Consider the following 25,517-nt stretch of genomic DNA (forward strand, 5'->3'; position numbering starts at 1 on the left):
GAGGGCGACGCCGACGCGGATCCCGAGCGGATGCGCGCGGCGTCGGCGCGGATCAGTGGTGGGCGTGACCCGCCGGCGGTGCGGCGGGCGCCTGGGCGCCGATCGGCGCGACCGTGAACGTCACCGGCACGGTGCCGGCGCGCGCGAAGGTCAACGTGCCGGCGACCGTCTCGCCGACCTTCGGGCTCGCGGTCAGATCTTCGAACATCAGGTGCAGGCCGCCGGGGGCCAGCGTCACGGTCTCGCCGGGCCTGATCGTCAGGCCGCCCTCGACGGGCGCCATCCGCATCACGCCGCCGTCCATCGACATGCTGTGGATCGTGCCGCGACCCGCGAGAGGGATCGCGGCCGCCGTCAGGGTGTCGGGCACGGTGCCGGCGTTGGTGACGCTGACGTAGCCGCCGGCGACGGTGGCGCCGGCGGGCGTCGCGCGCAGCCAGGGCGTGGCGATGGTGAGGTCGCCGGTCTTGATCGCGGCCGGCGCCGCGTCGGGCTGGGCCGCCGCGACGATCCGCACCGACGGGGCCGGCGACTTCAGGTCCCGGGCGGTCTGGCCGGGACCGGGGGTCTCGCTCCAGCGGTAGCCGCCGCCGTCGCAATCCTGCTCGACCGGAAAGTACGCGGTCGCGCCCGGCGCGAAGGCGTCGGAGACCCGGGCGAAGAAGGTGAACTCGTCGATCTGGTCGTCCGGCAGGGCGCCGCCGGTCCAGGTGATCGCCGTGACGCCCTCGGACACCATCCCGTGGAAGGACTGGTAGGGCCTGGCGTAGGCGCCTCGCGTCGTCGTCACCTGCCAGCCGGGCTTCGGCATCGGCTTGGCGCCGACCATGCCCTCCGGGATGGTGACCCTGACCCGCGTGGTGGGCCGGCCGTCGCAGCCGTGGTTGATCTGCACGACGCCGCGATAGGCCGCGTTGGGGCTGGCCTCCTTGCGGTCGAGGGTGGCGTGGGCGAAGGCGCCCGGGCCGGGCAGGACGAAGCCGAGCGCGACGCAGAGGCCGGCACGCGTGATACGGGACATGGCAAAGCTACCGTCTGGCTGAAGGGATCGGGCGGCGATCGGTTCAGGCGACGGGCGGACCTCGCGGATGGGCGATGGCGCGGGGCGGCGCGCGCGGGCCGTTCGCGGCGGCCCGCCAGAACGCGGTGGTGGCGACGCGGCCTTGCGGCCAGATGATCGTCGCGGCGGTGTCGCGAGGCGCCAACGCGTCGGCCACGTGGTGGGCGGCGGTGCAGCAATCGGCGTGGACGTGAGGCGTGTCCGGCGAGGGATCGCCGGCGGCGGCAGCGCCCGACAGGCACAGGGCATGGAGGTCGCCGGCCATCGGCGTCGGCATCAGGCCGCCGAGGAAGCCCTGCAGGACGAACGCGTAGAGCGCGATCACGGCGGTGATCGCGCGCAGAGGTCTCGTCCTGTGGCTCCCGGGCGTCATGCCGACCCTGTCCGGCGACCGCGTCGCGTCTTCCGATTCCTTGGCACGGCTGGGCCGATTCCGCTGTGGCACGGAGGACGCACGCACCCGTGATGTGCGGGCACGCACCGGCACGCCACAATAAAGCCCGGTCGCCATGGAGTCTTAACCGTACCCGGACACCTTGGGCCCAAGGGAAACGGCGGCACAGCGCCCGCTCCACCTCGCCCATCCATGGACCAGAGCCACCACGATGCTCATTCAGGCTACCACCCGCGCGACCCTGAGCCTCGCGCTCCTCGGAACCGTCGCCCTCGTCGCCCCGGCTTCGGCGCGCGAGCAGGCCGGCGCCGGCTATGCCCAGGCCGAGTGGGCGCAGGACTACGCCTCGCCCGCCGCGATGCAGGTCCAGCGCTCGTCGACGCCGATCCTGTCGCCGCAGACGGTGGCGGCCACCGAGCAGATGGTCGAGCGCTACAAGGAGATCGTCTCCCGCGGCGGCTGGAAGCCGGTCTCCGGTGCCGACCGCCTGCGCATCGGCGCCCGCGGCGCGGTGGTGGGGGCCGTGCGTCAGCGCCTGATCGTGACCGGCGACATCGACCCGGTGGCCGGCAATTCCGGCGTGTACGATTCCTACGTCGCCGCCGGCGTGAAGCGCTTCCAGGCCCGCCACGGCCTGAGCCAGACCGGCACGATGAGCATGGCGACGCAGCAGGCCATGAACGTGCCGGCCGACATCCGCCTGCGCCAGCTCGAGATCAACGCGGTGCGCCTGCGCTCCTACTCGGGCAACCTCGGGCAGCGCTTCGTCATCACCAACATCCCGGCCGCCCTGGTTCAGACGGTCGAGAACGGTCAGGTCGTGACGCTGCACGCCGCCGGCGTCGGCAAGATCGACCGCCAGTCGCCGATCATGAACACCAAGGCAACGCAGATCAACTTCAACCCCTTCTGGACGGTCCCGGCTTCCATCGTGAAGAAGGACCTCATCCCCAAGATGCAGAAGGATCCGAACTACCTCACCGACAACAAGATCCGCATCTTCTCCGGCGAGGCCGAGATCCAGCCGAGCCAGGTCAACTGGAACTCGGACGAGGGCACGCGCTACCGCTACCGCCAGGATTCGGGCGCCGACTTCAACTCGATGGGCATCGTGCGCATCAACATCCCGAACCCATACGGCGTGTTCATGCACGACACGAACACCAAGGGCGTGTTCGGCGACGACTTCCGCTTCATCTCCTCAGGCTGCGTCCGCGTTCAGAACGTGCGCGAGTACATCACCTGGCTGTTGAAGGACACGCCCGGCTGGGGTCGCGAGCAGGTCGAGCAGGCGATCGAGAGCGGCAAGCGCGTCGACGCCACGCTGTCCTCGCCGGTGCCGGTCTACTGGACCTACATCACCGCCTGGGCGACGCCGGACGGCCTCGTGCAGTTCCGCGACGACATCTACAAGCGCGACGGCGTGAACGTGCCCTCGACGATCGGCGCGCCGACGCCGGTCGCCAGCGCCGAATCGACCGCTCCGCAGAGCTTCGAGCCGGGCGACGAGGAGAACTAGCCCCGACGCCTCGGGCGCCGGCAAGACCCGCGAACGAAACCCGCGAACACGATCGACGCGCGGCCCGTATCCCACCGGATGCGGGCCGTTCTCGTTTGCTACGTGGGTCGATGATTCTGAGAGCCTGGACGCAGAGACAAAAATTCGGGACGCACAGCCATCGCGGGCAGGCCCACGCTCACTCTAGGACTTTCATCAGGCGCTACGTCCGCATGATGAGTGAGAAGACGTTGAATGCAGCATACGGCACCGATTCCGGCCTGGGTCGCCCGTCGCGGCTGGAGCCGGAGAAACCGGGTCTGGGTCCGCCTGTGGCTCGATCGAAAGCCCAAGGGCAACCGCTCGGCCGCCGAGCCCACCGAACCTCAGGTCGCGAGCGCGACGATCCTGCCGTTCTCACGCGAGCAGAATCGAACCGAGCCGACCCCGCGTCGGCAGCGGGCGCAAGACAGGTGACGCCGGCGGCCCCGCGTCGGCGACACGGCGCGGGTGCGGACGGACGGGTGCCCGCCGACGCGACGACCGGCTAGGATCCGCTGAACTCGGCGGCCCGAAGGTCCAAGGCGATTTCCTCCAGCAAGGCGATACGAGCCGACGCGGTCTGCGCGTCGCGCGAGGCGGCGGCCGGCCCCGCCGGCGAACGCGGGACGCGGCCCGACAGGCGGCGCCTCGTCGGCATCGCGCTGATGTGCGGGACGCTGGCGTTCTTCGCCTGCCTCGACGCATCGACGAAGGTGCTGGCTCGGTCCGGCGTCGACCCGCTGCTCACCACCTTCATGCGCTACGGCGTGAGCGTGGCGCTGACCTCGGTGTTCCTCAACCCGGTGACGACCCCGGCCGTCATGCGCAGCCGCCGCCTCGGCCTGCAGGTGGTGCGCTCGCTGTTGCTGTTCGGATCGACGGCGCTGAACTTCTTCGCGCTCCGCCACCTGCAGCTCGCCGAGACCCTGTCGATCCAGTTCGCGGCACCGCTCACCGTCGCGCTGCTCGCCGGCCCGCTGCTCGGCGAATGGTCGTCGCCCAGGCGCATGGCGGCGATCGCGGTCGGCTTCCTCGGCGTGCTGGTGATCGTGCGGCCCGGCCTCGGCCAGGTTCACCCGGCGGTCCTGCTCAGCCTCGGCAACATGCTCTGCTATGCGCTCTACATCCTCGCGACGCGCAAGCTCGCTGCGCATGATTCGACCGCGACGACGATGATCTATTCCGGCTTGGCCGGCCTCGGGCTGATGACGCCGCTGCTGCCGTGGATCTGGACCAGCCCGGCCTCCCTCACGGTGTGGGCGCTGCTGGTCGGCATCGGCCTGTTCGGGACGATGGGGCACTGGCTGCTGATTCTGGCGCATGCGCGGGCGCCGGCCAACGTGCTCGCGCCGTTCCTGTACACGCAGCTGCTCTGGTCGCTGACGCTCGGCTACCTGCTGTTCGGCGACGTTCCGAACCGCTGGACCGTGCTCGGCGCGGCGGTCATCGTCGGCTCGGGCCTCTACCTGCTCGCCCACGACGCGATGGCGCAACGAAAAGGGCCGGCCACCCGAGGGTGACCGGCCCGTTCTAAGACGACGCTGCGTCGGGCTTAGCGGCCCATGCGCTCGCGACGCTCCATCCGCTCCTCGCGGCGGTCCTCGCGATCGCGGCGATCCGCCTCCGGATCGACGCCGAGGACGCCGCCCACGGTGCCGGTGGCCGCACCGACGGCGCCGCCGACCACGCCGCCGATCGGGCCGGCCGCGCGGTTGCCGTCCTCGACGCCGCGCTCGGCGCCGCGGACGGTGCCCTGGGCTTGCGCCGTGGCGGAGAGGGCCAGCGGCGAGAGCACGAGGGTCGTGGCGATCAGCAGTGTCTTCATGGTGTCGGATCCTTGATCGAGTTTCGAGAATGTCCCGGCCGCGCGATCGGCTGGCTCCAGGTCCGTGACGGGTCAACGGGCGAAACCGCGAAAGGTCGCAATTTTCCTAGATCCGGCTCCGGATCGAGGCGGAAACGGCTTTCAATCCGGGCCGGACGCTTTCAGTCCGGGCCGGACCTCGACGTCTCAGCGGCGGTGGCGGCGATGATGCCGGACGGCGCGGCGCGAGCGCAGGTCGGTGCGGTAGGCGCGCCGGCCGGGATCGATCCCGAGCGCGCCGTTGACCGTTCCGACGGCACCGCCGACCGCTCCGCCGACCACGCCGCCCACCGGCCCGCCGACGCGGTTGCCCTCGGCCGAGCCGCGCTGCACGCCGCCGACGAGGCCCTGCGCCTGCGCGGGGCCGGCGATGGCGAAGGCGGAAACGGCGAGCGTCGCGGCGATCAGGAGATGTCTCATGGCGTGCACCCTGTCTTGATGGTCCGTCGCGTCTCGGACCCACGCCGGGCAGGCCGGCGCGGCGGATCGCGTGGGATGGCAACGAACGCGCCGCGATTTGGTGGCAGCGGCTCGGGATGCGGCGTGGCGATGTGGTGAATCGGCATCGCTTCGCGGCACGCGCGCATCCGCTGGCCTCCGCTCGCACCCGCTGCTAGAACGCCGCCCATGCGCAGCGCCGACGCCTGTCTCCGTCTTCGAATTATGGGCCCGGCCGCCGCGTGAGCGCCGCGCCCGCGCGGCTGCGCGGAGGCCGGGATCGTCACGGGAGCCACCGCTTCCTTCGCCCCTAGCGCCGTGACAGGCGCGGGCCTCCGCAGAGCCCGCACGCGCGCCGCCCGTATCCAGGACGCCCGACCCCATGACCGACGAGACCCAAGCCGAAGCCCCGGCCGGCCGCGACTATTCGAAGACCCTCTACCTGCCGCAGACCGATTTTCCGATGCGGGCGGGCCTGCCGACCCGCGAGCCGCTGCTGCTGGAGCGCTGGAGTACGACCGACCTCTACGGCCAGCTTCGCGCGCAGGCCGCCGGACGGCCGAAATTCGTGCTGCACGACGGGCCGCCCTACGCCAACGGCAACATCCACATCGGCACAGCGCTGAACAAGATCCTCAAGGACGTGATCGTCCGCTCCATGGGCGGCCTCGGCTTCGACGCGAACTACGTGCCGGGCTGGGACTGCCACGGCCTGCCGATTGAGTGGAAAATCGAGGAGCAGTACCGCGCCAAGGGCCGCAACAAGGACGACGTGCCGGTCATCGAGTTCCGCCAGGAATGCCGAACGTTCGCCGGCCACTGGCTCGACGTGCAGCGCGCGGAGTTCAAGCGCCTCGGCGTCACCGGCGACTGGGACCATCCCTACGCCACCATGGCCTATCCGGCGGAAGCGGCGATCGCCGCCGAGCTGATCAAGTTCTCGATGAGCGGGCAGCTCTACCGCGGCTCGAAGCCGGTGATGTGGTCGGTGGTCGAGAAGACCGCGCTCGCCGAGGCCGAGGTCGAGTACGAGGACCACGTCAGCGACACCATCTTCGCCGCCTTCCCGGTGCGCGAAGGCGCCGTCGCCGACCTGACCGACGCCCGCGTCGTCATCTGGACCACGACGCCCTGGACCATGCCCGGCAACCGAGCGGTCGCCTACTCCAAGCGCGTCGCCTACGGCCTCTATCGCGTCACCGAGGCCGCCGAGGACAATTGGGCCAAGGTCGGCCAGACCTACCTGCTGGCGGACGGTCTTGCCGCGGGCGTCTTCGAGGCCGCGCGCGTCGCAGGCCACGAGCGCCTGCGCGACGTGAGCCCGGCCGAGCTCGACGGCCTCACCCTGTCCCACCCGCTCGCCGGCCGCGGCTACGACTTCGCCGTGCCGATGCTCGACGGCGACCACGTCACCGACGAGGCCGGCACCGGCTTCGTCCACACCGCGCCGGGCCACGGCCGCGAGGATTTCGAGGTCTGGATGGCCAACGGCCGCGCGCTCGCCGAGCGCGGCATCGAGACCCGGATCCCCTACACGGTCGATGCCGACGGCGCGCTGACCAAGGATGCGCCGGGTTTCGAGGGCAAGCGCGTCCTCACCGACAAGGGCGAGAAGGGCGATGCCAACAGGGCCGTGATGGCCGCGCTCCAGGAAGCGGGGACGCTGGTGGCGTCGGGCCGGCTCAAGCACAGCTACCCGCATTCCTGGCGCTCGAAGAAGCCGGTGATCTTCCGCAACACGCCGCAATGGTTCATCGCCATGGACAAGGCGGTGGAGTCGCTCGGCGACCGGACGCTGCGCGAGGTGGCCCTGCAGGCGATCGAGGACACCCAGTGGGTGCCGCCGCAGGGCAAGAACCGGATCAACGGCATGGTCGGCAACCGGCCGGACTGGGTGGTTTCCCGCCAGCGCGCCTGGGGCGTGCCGATCACCGTATTCGTGAGAAAGGGCACCGGCGAGGTGCTGCGCGACGCGGGCGTGAACGCCCGCATCGTCGCCGCCTTCGCGGCGGAAGGCGCGGACGCGTGGTTCACCGATGCCGACGGTGCCCGCTTCCTCGCTCCCGACCACGACCCGGCGGCGTACGAGAAGGTCACCGACGTCCTCGATGTGTGGTTCGATTCCGGCTCGACCCACGCCTTCGTCCTCGACGACCCGGAGGCGTTCCCGGGTCTCGCCAACGTCGTGCGCCGGCGCGACGGCGGGCAGGACACGGTGATGTACCTGGAGGGGTCGGACCAGCACCGCGGCTGGTTCCAGTCCTCGCTGCTCGAATCGGCCGGCACGCGCGGCCGCGCGCCCTACGACACGGTGCTGACCCACGGCTTCGTCCTCGACGCCAAGGGGCTGAAGATGTCGAAGTCGAAGGGCAACGTCGTCGCGCCGCAGAGCATCATCAAGGATTCCGGCGCCGACATCCTGCGCCTGTGGGTCGCGGCGTCGGACTACACCGACGACCTGCGCATCGGCCCGGAGATCATCAAGACCTTCGCCGAGACCTACCGGAAGCTGCGCAACAGCCTGCGCTGGATGCTCGGCTCGCTCGCCCACCGCGTGGCAGGCGACGACGTGCCGGTGGCGGAGATGCCGGAACTCGAGCGCTTCGTGCTGCATCGGCTGCTCGAGCTCGACGGCGAGATCCGCGAGGCCTACCGCACCTTCGACACCAAGCGGGTGGTCGCGCTGCTGAACAACTTCCTGACCGGCGACCTGTCGTCGTTCTACTTCGACGTGCGCAAGGACGCCCTGTACTGCGACCCGGCCTCGTCGGTCGCCCGCCGGGCCGCGCTTCAGGTGATCGACGAGGCCTTCCGCCGCGTCGTGATCTGGCTGAGCCCGGTCCTCGCCTTCACCGCCGAGGAGGCCTGGCTCGACCGGTTCCCGTCGGAGACCGGGTCGGTCCACCTGCAGACCCTGCCGGAGACGCCCGAGGCCTGGCGCGACGACGGGCTGGCCGCGCGCTGGCAGAAGATCCGTCGCGTCCGCCGGGTCGTGACCGGCGCGCTGGAGATCGAGCGGGCCGCCAAGCGCATCGGCGCGAGCCTGGAGGCGGCCCCCGTGGTCTCCATCGCCGATCCCGAGCTTCTGGCCGCCCTCGACGGCGTCGACTTCGCCGACGTCTGCATCACCTCCGCGATCCAAGTCGAGGCCGGGGAGGGACCGGCCGACGCGTTCCGCCTCGACGAGGTCAAGGGCGTCGCCGTGGTGCCGGCGCGCGCCGAGGGCCGGAAATGCGCGCGATCCTGGCGCGTCACGCCGGAGGTCGGCAACGATGCGGACTATCCCGACGTCACGCCCCGCGACGCCCGCGCCCTGCGGGAGTGGGACGCGGCGCACGCGGCCGCGAGCGCGGCGTGAGCGGATCGGAACCGTCTCTCTCCCCCCTCCGCGGGGGAGGGTGGCCCGCGAAGCGGGTCGGGACAGGGGAGCGCGTGGCCGGCGCGGCGCGCACCGCAGCGGATCCGATCCGGTCTTCCCGGATCTGCGCAACAGCGCCCCGGGATGACGGGGAGGGGCGGGAAACCCCGTTCGCGACCCGTCCGCGTTCCGTCGCCGTCGCGACAGAAGACGGGGCTACCCGATGACGCCCGCGCGCCTCGGACTCCTCGCCCTGCTCACGACGCTGATCCTCGATCAGGCCTCGAAGCTGGGGCTCTACTTCGGCACCGACCTAGTGCTGACCCAGCCCTGGCGCTTCGGCCCCTACGCCGAGTTCGTCGTGGTCTGGAACAGGGGCGTGTCCTACGGCCTGTTCCAGCAGGAGGGCGGCATCGGCCGCTGGCTGCTGGTGGCGCTGTCGCTCGCGGCGGCCCTCGGCCTCAGCGTGTGGATGACCCGCGCCGGGTCGCGCCTGCTCGCGACCGCGCTCGGGCTGATCGCCGGGGGCGCGCTCGGCAACGCGATCGACCGGGCGGCCTACGGCGCGGTGTTCGACTTCGTCCACCTGCATGCCGGGGCCTGGTCCTGGTACGTGTTCAACATCGCCGACGCGGCGATCGTGGCGGGCGTCGTCGGGCTGATCCTCGACAGCGTGCTGCCGGAGCGGCGCCCCGGCCTGCCGGGCGAGCCGCCGCCGGCGTGACCGGGAGACCACATCCACAGCCACCTGTCGCCGGCGGCTGGCCGGGAGCGGTCAAGGCGCCATACGATCGCCGGAAACCGGTCCCAGACCCGAAGCGCCGGATCAGGCCGTCAACCGTTCGGCCGCTTCGAGAACCCCGGAACGGGGATCGGGCATCGGTGGGCAAGCTGCGGGGCATCATGATCGGGTATCGGGAGCTCATTCTCATGGCGGCGGCGGCGATCGCCCTGCCGTCGACGGTCCAGGCCCAGGAAACGGGCGAATTGCTGCGCAACACCTTGAGCGGCATCGGCCTTCTCGAGAAGCCGCAGGCGCCGATCGAGTATCGCGAGCGCGCGCCGCTGGTGATGCCGCCCAAGCTCGACGGGAAGTCCCTTCCGGCGCCCCGCGCCGGCGCCGCCTCGGCGCAATGGCCCAAGGAACCCGAGGTAGTCGAGCGCGAGCGCGCCGCCGCCGAGCGCCGTCTGCCCAAGGGCAGCCAGGCGCAGGGTCGCTACGAGGACAACAACGCGACGCTCTCGATCGACGAGATGCGGTCCGGCCGGCGCGCCGACGCCAACCTGACCCGCGAGATCGAGCGCAAGCCCGGCGAGAACAGCCGCGAGGATTCTTGGGTCAACCCGCTCGACCTGATCCGGGGGATCGGCAACGAGAAGACGGAGCCGGCGGCGGCCGAGCCGTCGCGCGACGTGCTCACCGACCCGCCCAAGGGCTATCGCCAGCCGCCGCGGAAGATCGTCCGCAACACCACCGACCCGATCAACAACCCGACCCGCGAGCGCGACGAAGCCGATCCGGGTGTCTATCTGCGTGAGCAGCGGGCGCGCTGAGGTGCGGATGTGACACACGGCGCGTCTCGGTTCCGCACGGGACCGGGACTGGCAAATCCGGTACGGGACTTGCCAATTTAGATACGGGACGTGCCATTTTAGACGATGCCGGCGCGCTCGGAGCCCCGCATCGAACCAGAAACGGACGGTCCCTCGGGGCCGCACGAGGGAAGACGGAATGCATCTGCTCAGGAAGGCGACGCCCACCCTGTTCCCGGCCGGCGGCCGTTTCGCGAATGCGGGACGCGCCGAGGCGGCGCCGTTCGGGCGCTCGGAAGCCGGCGGGCCGGAGGTGTCGGCCTTCACCCTCGACAACGGCCTCGACGTGGTGGTGGTGCCTGATCACCGCGCGCCCGTCGTCACCCACATGATCTGGTATCGCAACGGCTCGGCCGACGATCCGCTCGGCCAGTCGGGCATCGCCCACTTCCTCGAGCACCTGATGTTCAAGGGCACCGAGAAGCACCCGGTCGGCGCCTTCTCCAAGGCCGTCTCCGGCCTCGGCGGCCAGGAGAACGCCTTCACCTCCTACGACTACACCGCCTATTTCCAGCGCGTCGCCCGCGACAACCTCGACACCATGATGGCGTTCGAGGCCGACCGCATGACCGGCCTCGTCCTCGACGACGCGGTGGTGGCGCCGGAGCGTGACGTGGTGCTCGAGGAGCGCCGCATGCGGGTCGAGACCGACCCGTCGGCCCAGCTCTCCGAGGCGATGGCCGCCTCGCTCTTCGTGCACCATCCCTACGGCATCCCGATCATCGGCTGGATGCACGAGATCGAGGAGCTGAACCGCGGCCACGCCCTCGACTACTACAAGCGCTTCTATACCCCCGAGAACGCGATCCTGGTGGTCGCCGGCGACGTGACGCCCGACGAGGTCCGGCGCCTGGCCGAGGCGACCTACGGGCGCGTCGCGCCGCAGGGCGCCCGCCCGATCCGCGTCCGTGCGCGCGAGCCGGAGCCGAAGGCGCTGCGCCGCCTCGCGGTGGCGGACCCGAAGGTCGAGCAGCCGACGCTGCAGCGGCTCTATCTCACCCCGTCCTGCATCACCGCCCGCGACGGCGGCTGTCACGATCTCGAGCTGCTCGCCGAGGTGCTCGGCGGCGGCTCGACCTCCTATCTCTACCGCAAGCTGGTGATGGAGAGCGGCCTCGCGGTCAACGCGGGCGCCTGGTACATGGGCTCGGCGATCGACGACACCCGCTTCTCCGTCTACGCGGTGCCCGCCGAGGGCGTCAGCCTGGAGAAGCTGGAGGCCGAGGTCGACCGCGTGCTGCGGCGCGTGCCGTTGGATGCGCTGAACGCCGAGGCGATCGAGCGGGCCAAGACCCGCCTCGTGGCCGAGACGGTGTATTCCTCCGACAGCCAGTCCTCGCTCGCCCGCATCTACGGTTCCGCGCTCGCCATCGGCGAGACCATCGAGGAAGTGCGGCGCTGGCCGTCCGACATCGAGGGTGTCACCCGGGAGCGCCTGGCCGAGGCGAGCGAGCGCTGGCTGACGCCGTCGCGCTCGGTCACCGGCTACCTCGTCAAGTCCAGCGACCCGGACGCACCGATGGCCATCGCCGCTGAGTAGGGACGTTCGGCCTGCGGCGCCCGGCGCCGCACCCAGACATCAAGAACAACGAGGTCGTCCATGAACTTCGCCGACACCGACCTGGCCGAGACCCCGGTCCGCTCCAAGGCGAGTCCGGCCAAGGCGCTGCCGATCCAGACCGCCGCCGGCATCGAGGCGTGGCACGTCGAATCGCCGGTGGTGCCGATGATCGCCCTGGCCTTCACCTTCGAGGGCGGCGCGGCGCAGGACCCCGAGGGCAAGTCGGGCTGCGCCCAGATGCTGGCACGCCTTCTCGACGAGGGCGCGGGCGATCTCGGCTCCGACGCCTTCCAGGAGCGGCTCGCGGCGCGCGCCATCGAGCTGTCGTTCCATGCCGGCCCCGACGCGATCGGCGGCTCGCTGAAGATGCTGGTCAAGCACGCCGACGAGGCGATCGAGCTGCTGGCCCTGGCGCTCGCCAAGCCGCGCTTCGACGCCGACGCGATCGAGCGGGTCCGCGGCCAGGTGATCGCCGGCCTGCGCTATCAGCAGAACGATCCGGGCGTGATGGCCTCGCGCCGCTTCTTCGCCGAAGCGTTCGCCGGGCACGCCTACGGCCGCCCGTCCTCGGGCACGATCGAGGCGGTCTCGGCGATCACCCGCGACGACCTCGTGGCGATGCATGCCCGGCTGCTCGGTCGCGGCGCGGTGAAGGTCGCAGCCGTCGGCGCGATCGGCGCCGAGCAGCTCGCCGCGAGCCTCGACCGCGCCTTCGGTGCGCTGCCCGAGGCCGGCGGCCTGCGCGCGATCGAGCGGACCACGGTGGGCGACCTCGGCAAGCGCGTCGTCGTCGATCTCGACGTGCCGCAATCGGTGATCCGCTTCGGCATGGCCGGCGTCGCCTGGCGCGACCCCGACTTCATTCCCGCCTACGTGCTCAATCACATCCTCGGCGGCGGCGCCTTCACCTCACGGCTGTTCCAAGAGGTCCGCGAGAAGCGCGGCCTCGCCTACTCGGTCGGGACCTCGCTGGTCAGCCACCGCTCGGCGGCGATGACCTGGGGCTACACCGCGACCAAGAACGAGCGCGTCGGCGAGGCGCTGTCGGTCATCGGCGACGAGATCAACCGCCTGATCGCCGACGGCCCGGACGATGAGGAGCTGCAGAAGGCCAAGGACTACCTGACCGGCTCCTACGCGCTCGGCTTCGACACCTCGACCAAGATCGCCCACCAGCTAGTGCAGATCGCGTTCGAAGGCCTCGGGATGGACTACATCGAGCGCCGCAACGCCCTGGTGTCCTCGGTCACGCAGGACGACATCCGCCGCGCCGGCGCGCGGACCTTCGCCGACGGCCGGATGCTGGTCGTCGCCGCCGGGCGGCCGGTCGGCCTCTGACACAGGCTCGATGACCCCCGTCGTGGGGACTGTTCCATCTCTTCGCGGTGCCGCACGTTCTTTCGCCGGACCGGCGACCGCTTCGACGGAAGATGCTCTCGCCGATGCAGCTCACCGGGATCCACCATCTCACCGCCATCACCGCGCGGGCCGCGGAGAACCACGCGTTCTACACCCGCGTGCTCGGCTTGCGGCTCGTCAAGAAGACGGTGAACCAGGACGACGTCTCGGCCTACCACCTGTTCTACGCCGACGGGCTGGCCTCGCCCGGCACCGACGTGACCTTCTTCGACTGGCCGGCGCCGCCCGAGCGACGCGGGACGAACAGCATCACCCGCACGCACCTGCGCGTGGCCGGCCCGGCGGCGATCGACGCCTGGCGCGAGCGCCTCGCGCGGGAGGGCGTGGCCCACTCCGAGCCGGTCGAGCGCGACGGACGCCTGACCCTGGATTTCGAGGATCCGGAAGGCCAGCGCCTGAGCCTCGTCGACGACGGCGGCGCGGGCGATGCGCACCCCTGGGCCGGCAGCCCGGTGATGCCCGAGCATCAGATCCGCGGGCTCGGCCCGATCCGCCTCGCCGTCGCTCAGCCGGAGCGGACCGGCTCGGTGCTCGTGGACGTCCTCGGGATGCGGCATGACCGCAGCTTCGAGGCGCCTGAGGGAACGGTCCACGTCTTCGCCATGGGGGAGGGCGGGTCGGCCGCCGAGGTGCAGCTCGTCGGCGACGCCTCCGCCCCCGCCCGCCAGGGCGCCGGCGCGGTGCACCACGTCGCCTTCCGCATCCCCGATGCGGATTACGCAGCTTGGGCCGACCGGCTCAAGGTGCGGCGGATGCCGTCGAGCGGTCCGGTCGACCGCTACTACTTCCGCAGCCTGTATTTCCGCGAGCCGAACGGCATCCTGTTCGAGATCGCCACCGACGGCCCCGGCTTCACCGCCGACGAGCCGCTCGACCGGCTCGGTCAGGGCCTCGCCCTGCCGCCGTTCCTCGAGCCGCGGCGCGCCGAGATCGAGGCCGGGCTGAAGCCGCTCTAGGTCGGATCGCCGCGGGTATTAAGAGCGATTCCAATCAGTTGCGGTTGCATGGCTGTGTGTCGTCGGCGCGTCTTGACCTGCGTTCCGCACCTGCGAAAAGACCGCCAAACCCATCGGGATTCGGGACACCTCAGTCGATGAGCAAGTTCTACGAGGAGCGCGTTCTGTCGGTCCACCACTGGACCGACACGCTCTTCTCCTTCCGCACGACCCGCGATCCGGCCTTCCGCTTCCGGAACGGCGAGTTCACGATGATCGGCATCGAGGTCGAAGGCCGGCCGCTGCTGCGCGCCTACAGCGTCGTCTCGGCTAACTACGAGGAGGAGCTGGAATTCTTCTCGATCAAGGTCGAGGCCGGCCCGCTCACCTCGAAGCTGCAGCACCTCAAGGTCGGCGACCCGATCATCGTCGGCAAGAAGCCCACCGGCACGCTGGTGCTCGACAACCTGCTTCCGGGCAAGAACCTCTACCTCCTCGGCACCGGCACCGGGCTCGCGCCCTTCATGTCGATCATCAAGGACCCGGAGACCTACGAGCGCTTCGAGAAGGTCGTGCTCGTCCACGGCTGCCGGCAGGTGCAGGAGCTCGCCTACGGCGAGACCATCACCGAGAGCCTGCCGAAGCACGAGTTCCTCGGCGAGATGATCAGCGCGCAGCTGATCTACTACCCGACCGTGACCCGCGAGCCGTTCCGCAACCGCGGCCGCATCACCGACCTGATGACCTCGGGCAAGCTGTTCGAGGATATCGGCCTGCCGAACATGTCGGTCGAGAACGACCGCTTCATGCTCTGCGGCAGCCCCGACATGATCCGCGACACCCGCGAGCTGCTGACCAACGGCGGCTACGAGGAGGGCAACCACGGCGAGGCCGGTCACTACGTGATCGAGAAGGCCTTCGTCGAGAAGTAGGGTCTTCCGGGACCCGCCGAGAACCACCGTCGTCGTCCCGGGTCGGCGCAGCGGGGCCCGGGATCCAGAACCGTCGAAGGCGCAAGCTGGAGCACGACCTGCGGTTCCGGAGCGCGGGTTCGCCTTCGGCGCCCCGGGATGACGGGGAGGGCATGGCCACCGTGATCGCTCGCGCGATCGTTCCGGGCAGCTGCGCCCTTCTCAATCCCGCGCCGGAATCCCCACCAGACCCCGCACCTCCTGAGCCAGATCCGACAGGCTGACCGAGCCCTTGCTGATCACCCGGTCCGCCTGCCCGGCGAGCCGGCGTCGGTCCTCGGCCGTGATGTCCTTGGCGGTGAGCACCACCACGGGGATGTCGCGCCACTCCGCCCGCGTCCGCAGGGCGCGCAGGAAGCCGAAGCCGTCCATCTCCGGCATCATCAGGTCGAGGAGAACGAGGGCGGGCTTCTCCCGCGCCACCTCCTCCAGCGCGATTTTGCCGTGCTCGGCCGAGCGCACCGGAAAGCCCTCGCGTTCCAGGAAGGTCGTCACGCGCTCGCGGGCGTCGGGATCGTCCTCGACGACGAGGATCGGTCCCTCGGCATTGCCGGGGCGGAACCGGTCGGTGACGGCCTTGAGGTGCCCCCACTCGATCGGCTTGTGCAGGTAGTCGGTGGCGCCGAGTGAGAAGGCGAGGTTCTGCTCGTCGAGCACCGTCACCATGATGATCGGCGTCGCGCCGAGCTCGGGGTCGGCCCGGAGCGCGCGCAGCACCGACCAGCCGTCCATCCGCGGCATGGTCACGTCGAGGAGGATCGCGCGGGGACGCAGGGCCCTGGCCCGTTCCAGGCCCTGGCGTCCGTCCTCCGCCGTGGAGACCACGAAGCCCTCCTTCTCGAGGAAGCGCGCGAGCAGGTCGCGCGTCGCCGCATCATCGTCGATGACGAGGATGCGGTTTCCCACCGCCGTATCCTCCTCGTGTGCCGCTCCGGCGTCGGGGCCGGAGAACTGCGCCGGCAGGATCAGCGTGAAGGTGCTGCCTGCGCCCTCGCGGCTCGCGACCTCGACGGTGCCGCCCAGCAGCTCGGCGAAGGCGCGGATGATCGAGAGGCCGAGCCCGGTGCCGCCGAAGCGCCGGGTCGTGGAGGCGTCGGCCTGGGTGAAGCGCTCGAACAGCCGCCCGACCTGCTCGTCGGTCATGCCGATCCCCGTATCGCTGACCGCGAAGCAGAGCCTGGCCTCCGCATCGCGCGTCACGGTAAGGCCGATGCGGCCGTTCTCGGTGAACTTCGCCGCGTTGCTCAGGAGGTTGATCAGGCACTGGCGCAGCTTGGTCACGTCGGTATGCGCCGTGCCGACGTCCTCGGCGATCGTCAGGTCGAGAGCGTTCTCCTTCTTGGCGATCAGACCCTCGACCGTCGCGGCGACCTCGGCCACGACCTCGGCGACGGAGAAGTCCTCGGCGTAGATCTCCACGCGCTCGGCCTCGATCTTCGACAGGTCGAGGACGTCGTTGATCAGCCCGAGAAGGTGGCGGGCGTTTGACTCGATCTTCTTCATGTCGGCGATCAGCGAGGGCTCGCCGAGGTCTTCCAGCTCCTCCTGCAGCATCTCGGAATAGCCGATCACCGCGGAAAGCGGCGTGCGCAGCTCGTGGCTCATGTTGGCTAGGAACTGGCTCTTGGCGCGGTTGGCGTCCTCCGCCGCCTGACGAGCCGCCTCGACGGCGGCCTCGGCCGCCTTGCGCTCGGTGATGTCGGTATGCGTGCCGACCCATTCCCGCAGGCGCCCGTCCTCGGCGAGGATCGGCACGGCGCGCACCGCCATGTGGCGGTACTCGCCGTCGGCCCGGCGCAGGCGGTGCTCGGTCTCGTAGGGCTGCAGCGTCGAGACCGCCACGGTCCAGGCCTCGGCCGTATGCGCCCGGTCGTCCGCGTGGATCGCGTCGAGGAAGCCCTCGCCACCATAGGCCGCGTCGTCCTGGCCGGTGAAGCGCGTCCAGGAGGCCTGCCGCGGGTGCAGGGTACCCTCGGCCGTCGCGGTCCAGACGATCGACGCGCTCGCCTCGATCAGCGAGCGGAAGCGCTCCTCGCTGCGGCGCATGCGCTCCTCGACCATCCAGCGCAGGGTCTCGTCGAGAACGACGATGCCGACGCCCTCGATCGCCGGCTCGACCTCAGAGGAGGTGCCGCGGAGGGGATAGAAGCTCATCGAGAAGCGGCGCACGCCGCCGGGGGCCGAGGGCGTCGGGACGGCGACCGGCACGTCGGGCGTCACCAGCCCTTCGTGGAGGGCCGCGGCGAGCTTCGGACCCAGGGCGTCGGCGAGGGTCGGCAGCATCGCCCAGATCGGCGCGCCGAGGTCGGCGCCGAAGCCGCGCTCGCTCATCACCGCCAGCGCCCGGTTCATGTGGCGGATCTTGAGATCGCGGTCGAGGAAGCCGAGGCCGACGGGGGCATTGGCGAGCACCCCGTCGAGCAGGCCCGACATCCGCATCGCCTCCCGGCGGCGGACGAGGGCGAGGCGGGCGAGGAGCACGATCGCCACGACCGCGCAGACCGCCGTGAGGATCGATAGCAGCAGGGAACGCGCGGCGTCGCGGCTGCGATCGGCCTCCATTCGCCGGGCGATCGAGGCCTGCAATCCTGCGGTCTCGGCGCGGATCGCGTCCATCTGCTGCTTGCCGACGCCGGTGCGGACGATCTCGGTCGCCGCATCGAAGCTCACGTCCCGCCGCGCGGCGACGACCCGGGCCGCGAAGTCGCGCTTGTCCGCGATGAGAGCGGCAAGGGACGTCCCGCCCTGGCGCAGCGGCACCTGGGCGAGGCTGCCGAGCCCGGCGAGACCGGTGTCGATCGCGCCGAGCGCCTTCTGGTAGGGCTCGAGGTAGACGTCGCCGCCGACGAGGACGTAGCCGCGCTCGCCGGTCTCGAGGTCCTTCACCGCCGAGAGCAGCCGCTCGAGCCCCGAGATCCGGGTGTTTCCGGCCGCGACCGCCGCGCGGCTCGCCTCGCCGCCGACGTAGTTCCAGCCACCCGCCACCAGGGCGACGATCAGGAGGCCGAAGGCGACCGGCGAGCCGAGCAGCCCGGCGAAGGGCCGTGCGCGGCGCCAGTTCGACCGACGCAGGAACGAGATCGATCGGGGGCTCACCACGCGACGACCATCCCGAACCCGCCCCGCATCGCAGCACCACCCGCGGCGAGCGGGTGTTTCGTATCGGTGATCATCTCGGGCGCCTCGGATCGGCCCGGCGACGTGCCGAGGCGACCTGCGCAGACATAGACGGGACGGGGCGGTTGTCGAAGCCTTACCCGTCGAAGCTCGGGCGGCCGCGAAGCCGCATCAGGTCTCGACGAGGCCGGTCGTGGCGCCGGAGGCTTCCGAATCCGCCCGTCCATGCGGCAGGGCGAGGTATTCGGTCGATCGCATCTCGATCAGCCGGGACACGGTGCGGTCGAACTCGAAGGCCTCGCGGCCCTCGCGGACCGTGTAGAGGTCCTGCGCTTCCGCCGCGGCCGAGGCGACGAGCTTCACGTGGCGGTCGTACAGGGTGTCGATCAGGGTGATGAAGCGCTTGCACTCGTTGCGGTTCTGCTCGCCCATCACCGGGATGTCCTCGACGATCACCGTGTGGAAGGCCCGGGCGATCGCCATGTAGTCGGAGGCGCCGAGCGGCTGGGCGCAGAGGTCGGCGAAGGAGAACCGGGCGACGCCGGCCGCCTCCTGCGGCACCGGCACGGCGCGGCCGTGCACGGTGATCGTCGCCGACCGGCCCTTGGCCTTCCCGGTCAGCCCCTTGAACGCGGCATCGATCGCGGCTCGGGCCTCCGCGTCCGCGGGCACATGGTAGACCGGTGCGCCGCCGAGCTTCTCCAGGCGGAAATCCGTGCGCGAATCCAGGCGCAGCACCTCGACCCGCTCCTTCAGCTCCTCGACGAAGGGCAGGAACAGCGCGCGGTTGAGGCCGCCCTCGTAGAGGCGGTCCGGCTCGACGTTCGAGGTCGCGACCACCGTCACGCCGCGCCTGAACAGCGCGCCGAACAGCCGGCCGAGGATCATCGCGTCGGCGATGTCGGTGACCGTGAACTCGTCGAAGCACAGCAGCGTCGCCTCGTCGGCGAGCGCGTCGGCGACGGGGCCGATCGGGTCGTCGCCCTTCACCTCGCCGCGCTTCAGCGCCTGGCGGTAGGCGTGGATGCGCTCGTGCGCGTCGGCGAGGAAGCCGTGGAAGTGGACGCGGCGCTTCGGCCCGGGGGCGGCCTCGTGGAACAGGTCCATGAGCATGGTCTTGCCGCGCCCGACCGAGCCCCAGATGTAGAGGCCCTTCGGCGGCCCGACGCTGTCCTTCCGCGAGAACAGCCAGCCGAGCGCGCTGCCCTTCTTGGCGCGACGCCTCCGCTCGAGGTCGAGGACCAGGCGGTCGAGGGCGCGCACCAGCCGCGCCTGGGCCGGGTCGCGCTCGATCGCGCCGGAGGCGATCAGCGCCTCGTAGCGATCGTGGACGGGGCCGGGAGAAAGCGCACCGCTGCGCGCATCGGCGGAGGGCGCATGGCTCGGCGAGGTTGGGCTCACGGCTTCCGGCTCACGACCACGGGATCCTGCTCGGCATCCGCGCGGTGCTGCAACGCGGGACCCGTCCCACCCGTCTGCCGCGCGCGGGCGGGTCGATCAACCCCGCGTCGCACCGCGATGCAACAGAAGTGGTTCCATCCCCTGGGTGCATGTCAGCCCTCGCGACGCGATGCGACGACGAATTGTTGCATTGCATAATCGGCTTGGCGGTGCGAGACCCTGCCTGCCTCGAGGGAGGGCACGCCCGGATGCGCGCACCCAGCGCGCCGATACCGGAGACCTGCACATGGCATTGCCCGAGCCGAAACCGGCGGGACACACGATCCGACGCCTGCGCGCGAGCGACCGCGCGCAGATCCTCGCCTACTTCCTGCGCTTGGACCCCGAAACCCGCGCGAACCGGTTCATGGGAAGCGTCGGCGAGGCCGGGATCCGTGCCTATGCCGAGCGCGCCGTCACGGCCGACGGATTGATCTTCGGTGCCTTCGTGTCAGGCACCCTGCGCGGGGTCGCGGAGCTGCGACCGTCCGGCCCGGGTGCGACGCCGCTCGACCTCGGCAGGCAGGCCGAGGCGGCCTTCGCGGTGGAGCGCGCCTATCGGCGTCGCGGCATCGGCGGCGCGCTGTTCGCGCGGATCACGGAAGCGGGGCGCAATCGTGGCGTCGGCGATTTGCACGTGCGGTGCTTGGCCATGAACGGACCGATGCGCCGCCTCGCGATCCGGCACGGCGCCGACCTCCAGGCCAGCGGGACGGAAGCCGAGGCCGCCGTGCACCTCGAACGGCCCACCCCGTTCTCGCTCTGGCACGAGAGCATCGCCGAGGCGTTCGATCTGACGATCGCGGCGCTTCAGTCGCGAAACCCGCCGCCCGCGTGAGAACGATCGCGCCCCCGCTCAACCGATCGGGTCGGCCACCAGGGCGAAGGTGAGCAGGTCGACCGAGGCGGCCCCGCCGCGCAGCAGAGCGCGGGCGGCGGCGTTGGCGGTCGCGCCGGTGGTGGTGACGTCGTCGACGAGGAGGACGCGCCGTCCTTGGATGCCGGCCCGATGCGCCGCCGGCACCCGGAAGGCGCCCTGAAGGTTCTCGGCACGCCCGGCGCGAGTCAGCCCGACCTGCGAGCGCGTCGCCTTCACGCGCGCCAGGGCCCGCGGCAGGAACGGCAGGCTGCCGGCCCGGGCGACCGGCCGCGCCAGCAGCGCCGCCTGGTTGAACCGCCGCCGCCACAGGCGCCAGCGATGCAGCGGCACCGGCACGACGCAGTCGGCCTCCGCGATCAGCGCCGCGCCGGACGCCGCCATCATCGCGGCCATCGCCTTGGCGAGGTCGAGGCGGTCCTGGTACTTCAGGCGATGGACGAGGCCGCGGGCGGTGTCGTCGTAGAGCGCCACGGCGCGGGCCCGCGCGAAGACCGGCGGCTCGCTGATCGCCCGCGGCGACAGCAGGGGACCGATTCCGAGATCGACGGCGAACGGCGTGCCGTACCGCGCGCAGCACGGCTCCTCGATGAAGCGCAGGCCGGCCCAGCAGGACGGGCAGAGCGCGCCGGGATCGGCGGTCGCCGCGCCGCAGCCGGCGCAGGACGGCGGGTAGACGAGACCGACCAGGGCGCGGGCGACGCGACCCGGAACGGCGAAAGGCCGCGCGCCCTTCGACGCACGGCCGATCTCGATGCTCGACGTCTCAGGCGCATGCACCGCCCGATCCGTCCGCCGCGTCGACGCGATCGGGAGCGCGCCTCAGCGCGTCGTCGGCGCGGTCTGATCGTTGCGGCGGGCCTCGGCATTCGCGCGATGGCGGCCGATGGCGCAGCCGGCCGCAGCGCCGACGAGCCCATGATGGCCGGCATAGTGCCCGGCGATCCCGCCGACGATGGCGCCCTTGATGCAACCCTTGGCATCGGCGGCCGAGCCGAAAGCGACGATCGAGAGGGCCAGCGCGGCCCCGGACAGGAAGCGGATCATGGCATGGGACTCCGGTACGCGGCCGAGCGGCCGATGGAACTGACCAGGAACGGCGACGCCCCGTTCCCGTTCCACCCTCTCAGAAGTGTGATCGTCGTCCGGGCCTCGCCACCCGTCGATCGCGCCGCTGGCAAGACAGCGATCCGAGCGCCATGTGATGGGGCAGATGACAGCGCCTTCGCCCCTGTTCGACACCGTCCTCGCCCGCCGACGCCTGGCGCGGGCGCAGCGTGCGGGCTTTGCCGATTTCCTGATTGCCCGTGTCGCGGAGGATCTCGACGATCGCCTCGGCGCGGTGCTGCGCGACTTCACCCGAAGCCTCGATCTCGCGACGCCGACCGCGGCGGCCGCGCGCGTCCTGTCGGCGCGTTACCCCGACGCGACGGTCCTACGCCTCGCGCCGATCCTGGACCGGGCCGTGCCCGGCGTCCGGCAGGCGGTCGCCGACCCCGAGGCGCTGCCGGCCGCGCCCGAGGGTTTCGACCTCGCCGTGTCGCTGCTGGCGCTCCAGGGCGTCAACGATCTTCCCGGGACGCTGGTGCAGCTCCGCCGTTCGCTTCGCCCCGACGGGCTGTTCCTCGGCTGCCTGCTCGGCGGCGCCACCTTGAACGAGCTGCGGGCGAGCTTCGCCCAGGCCGAGAGCGAGGTCGAGGGCGGCGTCAGCCCGCGGGTCGCGCCGTTCGCCGAGGTGCGCGAGGCCGGCGCCCTGCTGCAGCGCGCCGGCTTCGCCCTGCCGGTCGCCGACACCGAGACCGTGACGGTGCGCTACGCAGACCCGTTTTCCCTGATGCGGGACCTGCGCGCCATGGGCCTGACCAACGCGCTGGTCGAGCGCCGCCGCACGCCCCTGCGGCGGGCGACGCTGATGCGGATGGCGGACATCTACGCGTCGCGCTTCGCCGACGCGGACGGGCGGCTTCGCGCCAGCTTCGAGATCCTGTGGCTCACCGGCTGGGCGCCGCATGCGAGTCAGCAGGTCCCGCTGAAGCCCGGCAGCGCGAAGGCACGGCTCGCCGACGCCCTCGGCACCATCGAGTTGAACCCGACCGAGAGGATTCCGCGATGAAGCAACCCGGCCCCGACCATCCGATCACCATCACGCCGCATCCGGGCCGCGTCCGGGTGATGCTCGACGGCGTCGCCGTCGCCGAGAGCGAGCGGGTGCTTTCCCTCAAGGAAGCGTCGTACCCTCCGGTTCTCTACATTCCGCGCAGCGATGCCGACCTCTCGCGTTTCACGAAGTCGGCGCGGACCAGCCACTGCCCGTACAAGGGCGATGCGAGCTACTTCAGCCTCGCGGTCGGCGACGCATCGCGTCCCGACGCGGTCTGGAGCTACGAGGCGCCGTTTCCGGCGGTCGCCGAGATCGCAGGGCATCTCGCCTTCTACCCGGACCGCGTCGACGCGATCGAGACGGTGTGATTCGGCCTCACGCCGGCACGAGCGACCAGAACCCGTGCTTGCGTCCATGCGCCGTCCGCAGGCCGGTGCGGTAGGCCTCGGGCGGCGGATCGATCGATCCCGGCGCCAGGCGCGGCGCCATTCCGTCGAGGGCGGCGAGGTGGCGGGCGGCATAGGGGTAGGCGCTGCTGCGTCCGTCCCGGAGGATGTCGTCGATCATCCGGCGCAGCAGCAGCGTCGCCGCGGCCGGATGATCGGGCTCCAGCGCCTCCGCCGCCAGACCGAGCAGGCGATAGGCCTCGCTCCGCCACTCCGCGCGGCGATCGAAGACGAGGCGCGCCGCGCGGTCGAGGCTCGGCCACGCCACCAGGAAGGCCAGCGCGCGATGGGCATCGTCGTGCCGGGCGACGTGGTCGAGGGCGCGCTCCAGCACCTCCTCGTCCTCGAAATCCGGGAGCTTGGCGATGTGCGCGCGGAGCATGTCGGCGTCGAGCGTCGCTTCGAACCCCTGCCAGCGCAGAGCCTGAGCCTCCTCGCGTCGGTCGAGCGCATCGAGGATGCGGATCTCCAGCCCGATCCGCTCGCGGTCCGGGCCGTCGAGCGCCGCATCTCCGGTCGCGAGCATCGCGCGGGTGATCACGCCGCTCCGCGATGATTTCGGGCGGCGGATCCAATCCAGCGCCTCGGCGGCCCGCCCGGCCGCGAGCAGGCGCCCTGCGATCTCGGTCCCGTCGGGACGGCCGGGCATGATCGCTTGCTCGAGCGCGATGTAGGCCGCGACGTCGCCGCGCCGGTCGGCGATGTCCTGACGGACGCGCAGGATGTTCCCGTGGCGGAGATCGGCTCGCGAGGCCGCGGGCCCGTTCGGTGCATCCGCGGCCCGATGCTTCGTGTCCGCCGCCTCGGCGAGCTTCGCATCGAGCGAGGCGAGGGCGGCAGCGGGGAGGCGCGGGACCAGATCGCGGATCAGCACGCCGAACGGCCCGTAGGGGTCGGCGACGAAGCGCGGGATCAGCGTCAGCGCGAACCGCCCGGCCTCGTCCGGCTCGAGCTCTGCGGCAATCTCGACCACGGCATCCGAAGCGCGCTCGTAGATCGCCTGGATCGCGCCCGAACCGTCGTCCACGCGGTTGAGCACCGCGTCGGCGCCGCCGAGGAAGCGCACCAGACGTTCGAGAGCCGCCATGCGATCGAGCGGCGCGAGCTCGGTGAGGATCACCGTGACCATCGCGCCGAGATCCGTGGTGAACGCCCGGCGCTTCTGCCAGTCGATGAAGCCGCGGGCGCCCTCCAGGGCGGTCAGCCGCCGGTCGACGATCGCCGCGACCGCTTCCGGCCCCTGCAGGGAGGCGAGCGCCGCGCTCACGAGCTTCTTGAACGCGGCGTTGCGGGCGGTCTCGGCGAGGATCAGGCCGATGAGCCGATCGGGGGCGAGGGCGGCGAGCGTCTCACGGGACGGCGTCGTTCGGCGTGCACCCTTCGGCAGCTTCGCCAGAACCGGCACGACGTCCGGTTCCGGTTCGGTCTTCGGCTTCCGCGGCACCGAGGTCGCCTTGCGTGCCATCGTTCGACGCGGGACGGGTCTCGATCAGTCCGCGACCTTCGCGGTCGGGCGGTCGTCGCCGCGCGCGGTCTCGTCGTGCCACGCGCCGGCACCGTCCTGATAGCGGATGCCCTCGGTCGAGCCCGGCACCTGCTGCTCGGCCGCGGCGGCCTGTGCCGCCTGGAGGGCCTCGTCGCGGCTCGGAAAGGTCTCCGAGAAGACGTCGCCGACCTTGTAGGCGTATCCGCCATCGTGCTCGACGACGTGATAGGTGACTTCGGACATCGAAAACTCCGGTCTTGAGAATAGGATCTGTCCAGCGCGAACACGGGGGCGAAGCGCAGGTTCCGCCGACCGGGCGATCAGTGCCTGGTCGGGACGCCCCACGGCAGCCGTTCGATCGCCGCCTCGCAACCGGCGATCAGCGAGCCGCGTGGGTCGTCCGCCGCGTAGCCCACGCCGTCGGCGAAGGCGACGACGTGCACCGCGCCGTCGCTCGTCCGGCGGATGCGGGCGACCCAGCCTTCGGGCGCACGCTCGAAGGTGACGTCGTAGGTCGTGCCGTCGCGCTCGATCCGATGCGGTTCCATGACGTTTTCCGTTCCCGCCCGAGCCGCCGCAGCCCTATCTGACGAGAGCCACAAGACGAAGGATATCGATGCCCTACCGCACAACGCTCGCCGCCGCGATCCTCGCGGCCGGTTCGCTTCCGGCCCTGGCGCAGGGCACGGGCTACGCCGGAAGCACGCTGGGGCTCACCGGATCGGGCGTCCCGTCGAATCCGTTCGCGTCGAACTACCCGTCCGCCCCGCCGCCGCGGGCGGTCATCGAGCGGCGCGAGCGCCGCGCGGTCCGCCGCCCCGTGCGCGAGCCCGGGTTGCTGCCCCCGGGCCGTATCCCGGAATGAGCGCGTGGCTCGCCGACGGCGTCGGAATCCACCTGATCCTGCTGCTGGCGAG

At 71.3% G+C, this 25,517-nt stretch carries 25 protein-coding genes; 14 read left to right on the forward strand and 11 right to left on the reverse strand.

The window, feature by feature from the left end; genetic code table 11:
- Positions 1-52: 52 nt before the first annotated feature.
- Both MKK64_RS18425 and MKK64_RS18430 read right to left on the reverse strand, forming a co-directional pair.
- The gene (locus MKK64_RS18425; protein ID WP_243936331.1) at positions 53-1,021 is read right to left on the reverse strand and encodes a DUF1775 domain-containing protein; all 969 of its coding nucleotides are present in this window, start codon (positions 1,019-1,021) and stop codon (positions 53-55) included.
- A 43-nt stretch (positions 1,022-1,064) separates the two neighbouring features.
- Complete coding sequence (locus MKK64_RS18430; protein WP_243936332.1) at positions 1,065-1,433, reverse strand: hypothetical protein; 369 nt, start codon at positions 1,431-1,433, stop codon at positions 1,065-1,067.
- 232 nt (positions 1,434-1,665) lie between these two features.
- Between MKK64_RS18430 and MKK64_RS18435 the strand changes: the two genes are divergently transcribed.
- The 3 genes from MKK64_RS18435 (at position 1,666) to MKK64_RS18445 (ending at position 4,514) form a co-directional block, all read left to right on the forward strand.
- Positions 1,666-2,973: a murein L,D-transpeptidase gene (locus tag MKK64_RS18435; RefSeq protein WP_147729137.1), complete on the forward strand. Its 1,308-nt coding sequence runs from the start codon at positions 1,666-1,668 to the stop codon at positions 2,971-2,973.
- A gap of 234 nt (positions 2,974-3,207) precedes the next feature.
- The gene (locus MKK64_RS18440; protein ID WP_243936333.1) at positions 3,208-3,429 is read left to right on the forward strand and encodes a hypothetical protein; all 222 of its coding nucleotides are present in this window, start codon (positions 3,208-3,210) and stop codon (positions 3,427-3,429) included.
- Positions 3,430-3,557: 128 nt separating this feature from the next.
- A complete protein-coding gene (locus tag MKK64_RS18445; protein ID WP_243936397.1) occupies positions 3,558-4,514 on the forward strand; it encodes a DMT family transporter in 957 nt (318 codons plus the stop codon).
- Between the two features lie 32 nt (positions 4,515-4,546).
- On the opposite strand, the gene MKK64_RS18450 is transcribed toward MKK64_RS18445, so the two are convergent.
- A complete protein-coding gene (locus MKK64_RS18450; protein WP_147841094.1) occupies positions 4,547-4,819 on the reverse strand; it encodes a hypothetical protein in 273 nt (90 codons plus the stop codon).
- A 186-nt stretch (positions 4,820-5,005) separates the two neighbouring features.
- Positions 5,006-5,278, reverse strand: coding sequence for a hypothetical protein (locus MKK64_RS18455; protein ID WP_147841093.1), 273 nt, complete (start codon positions 5,276-5,278; stop codon positions 5,006-5,008).
- Positions 5,279-5,678: 400 nt separating this feature from the next.
- Between MKK64_RS18455 and ileS the strand changes: the two genes are divergently transcribed.
- The 7 genes from ileS to MKK64_RS18490 all read left to right on the forward strand — a co-directional run bounded on the left by ileS (position 5,679) and on the right by MKK64_RS18490 (position 15,094).
- A complete protein-coding gene (gene ileS / locus MKK64_RS18460) occupies positions 5,679-8,654 on the forward strand; it encodes an isoleucine--tRNA ligase (RefSeq protein WP_243936334.1) in 2,976 nt (991 codons plus the stop codon).
- Positions 8,655-8,877: 223 nt separating this feature from the next.
- Entirely contained in the window at positions 8,878-9,378 is a 501-nt protein-coding gene (gene lspA, locus MKK64_RS18465; RefSeq protein WP_243936335.1) for a signal peptidase II, read from the forward strand.
- Positions 9,379-9,536: 158 nt separating this feature from the next.
- Positions 9,537-10,208 (forward strand): hypothetical protein, encoded by a 672-nt coding sequence (locus MKK64_RS18470; RefSeq protein ID WP_313898923.1) that lies wholly within the window; start codon positions 9,537-9,539, stop codon positions 10,206-10,208.
- A gap of 178 nt (positions 10,209-10,386) precedes the next feature.
- Positions 10,387-11,787, forward strand: coding sequence for a M16 family metallopeptidase (locus MKK64_RS18475; protein WP_243936336.1), 1,401 nt, complete (start codon positions 10,387-10,389; stop codon positions 11,785-11,787).
- Between the two features lie 60 nt (positions 11,788-11,847).
- Positions 11,848-13,146, forward strand: a complete 1,299-nt coding sequence (locus tag MKK64_RS18480; protein WP_147726274.1) for a M16 family metallopeptidase — start codon at positions 11,848-11,850, stop codon at positions 13,144-13,146.
- 104 nt (positions 13,147-13,250) lie between these two features.
- Complete coding sequence (locus MKK64_RS18485; RefSeq protein WP_243936398.1) at positions 13,251-14,183, forward strand: ring-cleaving dioxygenase; 933 nt, start codon at positions 13,251-13,253, stop codon at positions 14,181-14,183.
- Positions 14,184-14,320: 137 nt separating this feature from the next.
- Positions 14,321-15,094: a ferredoxin--NADP reductase gene (locus MKK64_RS18490; protein WP_147726273.1), complete on the forward strand. Its 774-nt coding sequence runs from the start codon at positions 14,321-14,323 to the stop codon at positions 15,092-15,094.
- 201 nt (positions 15,095-15,295) lie between these two features.
- On the opposite strand, the gene MKK64_RS18495 is transcribed toward MKK64_RS18490, so the two are convergent.
- Positions 15,296-18,232 (reverse strand): response regulator, encoded by a 2,937-nt coding sequence (locus MKK64_RS18495; RefSeq protein ID WP_243936337.1) that lies wholly within the window; start codon positions 18,230-18,232, stop codon positions 15,296-15,298.
- Between the two features lie 189 nt (positions 18,233-18,421).
- The gene (gene zapE, locus MKK64_RS18500; RefSeq protein WP_243936338.1) at positions 18,422-19,651 is read right to left on the reverse strand and encodes a cell division protein ZapE; all 1,230 of its coding nucleotides are present in this window, start codon (positions 19,649-19,651) and stop codon (positions 18,422-18,424) included.
- Positions 19,652-19,796: 145 nt separating this feature from the next.
- Here zapE and MKK64_RS18505 point away from each other — a divergent pair, with 145 nt between their 5' ends.
- Positions 19,797-20,528 carry a GNAT family N-acetyltransferase gene (locus MKK64_RS18505; protein WP_243936339.1) on the forward strand — a complete coding sequence of 244 codons (732 nt, stop codon included), beginning with the start codon at positions 19,797-19,799 and terminating at the stop codon, positions 20,526-20,528.
- An 18-nt stretch (positions 20,529-20,546) separates the two neighbouring features.
- Here MKK64_RS18505 and MKK64_RS18510 read toward each other — a convergent pair whose 3' ends face one another.
- On the reverse strand, positions 20,547-21,317 hold the full coding sequence (locus tag MKK64_RS18510; RefSeq protein ID WP_409567972.1) for a ComF family protein: 771 nt from the start codon (positions 21,315-21,317) through the stop codon (positions 20,547-20,549).
- A gap of 72 nt (positions 21,318-21,389) precedes the next feature.
- Positions 21,390-21,614 carry a hypothetical protein gene (locus tag MKK64_RS18515; RefSeq protein ID WP_147726270.1) on the reverse strand — a complete coding sequence of 75 codons (225 nt, stop codon included), beginning with the start codon at positions 21,612-21,614 and terminating at the stop codon, positions 21,390-21,392.
- A 166-nt stretch (positions 21,615-21,780) separates the two neighbouring features.
- On the opposite strand from MKK64_RS18515, the gene MKK64_RS18520 reads away from it, so the two are divergent.
- On the forward strand, positions 21,781-22,680 hold the full coding sequence (locus tag MKK64_RS18520; RefSeq protein WP_147841086.1) for a methyltransferase domain-containing protein: 900 nt from the start codon (positions 21,781-21,783) through the stop codon (positions 22,678-22,680).
- Positions 22,677-23,036 (forward strand): DUF427 domain-containing protein, encoded by a 360-nt coding sequence (locus MKK64_RS18525; protein WP_147726268.1) that lies wholly within the window; start codon positions 22,677-22,679, stop codon positions 23,034-23,036. Before MKK64_RS18520 ends, MKK64_RS18525 begins: the two co-directional genes overlap by 4 nt.
- A gap of 7 nt (positions 23,037-23,043) precedes the next feature.
- Here the strand turns inward: MKK64_RS18525 and MKK64_RS18530 are convergent, their stop codons facing one another.
- The 3 genes from MKK64_RS18530 to MKK64_RS18540 form a co-directional block, all read right to left on the reverse strand.
- Positions 23,044-24,579, reverse strand: a complete 1,536-nt coding sequence (locus tag MKK64_RS18530; protein ID WP_243936340.1) for a DUF6880 family protein — start codon at positions 24,577-24,579, stop codon at positions 23,044-23,046.
- A 24-nt stretch (positions 24,580-24,603) separates the two neighbouring features.
- Complete coding sequence (locus tag MKK64_RS18535; protein ID WP_147726267.1) at positions 24,604-24,843, reverse strand: DUF2188 domain-containing protein; 240 nt, start codon at positions 24,841-24,843, stop codon at positions 24,604-24,606.
- Positions 24,844-24,920: 77 nt separating this feature from the next.
- Positions 24,921-25,148, reverse strand: a complete 228-nt coding sequence (locus MKK64_RS18540; RefSeq protein ID WP_243936341.1) for a hypothetical protein — start codon at positions 25,146-25,148, stop codon at positions 24,921-24,923.
- 68 nt (positions 25,149-25,216) lie between these two features.
- On the opposite strand from MKK64_RS18540, the gene MKK64_RS18545 reads away from it, so the two are divergent.
- Positions 25,217-25,465 (forward strand): hypothetical protein, encoded by a 249-nt coding sequence (locus MKK64_RS18545; protein WP_147841083.1) that lies wholly within the window; start codon positions 25,217-25,219, stop codon positions 25,463-25,465.
- Positions 25,466-25,517 lie beyond the last annotated feature (52 nt).

The sequence above is a fragment of the Methylobacterium sp. E-025 genome (genome assembly GCF_022829705.1).
Classification (GTDB): domain Bacteria; phylum Pseudomonadota; class Alphaproteobacteria; order Rhizobiales; family Beijerinckiaceae; genus Methylobacterium.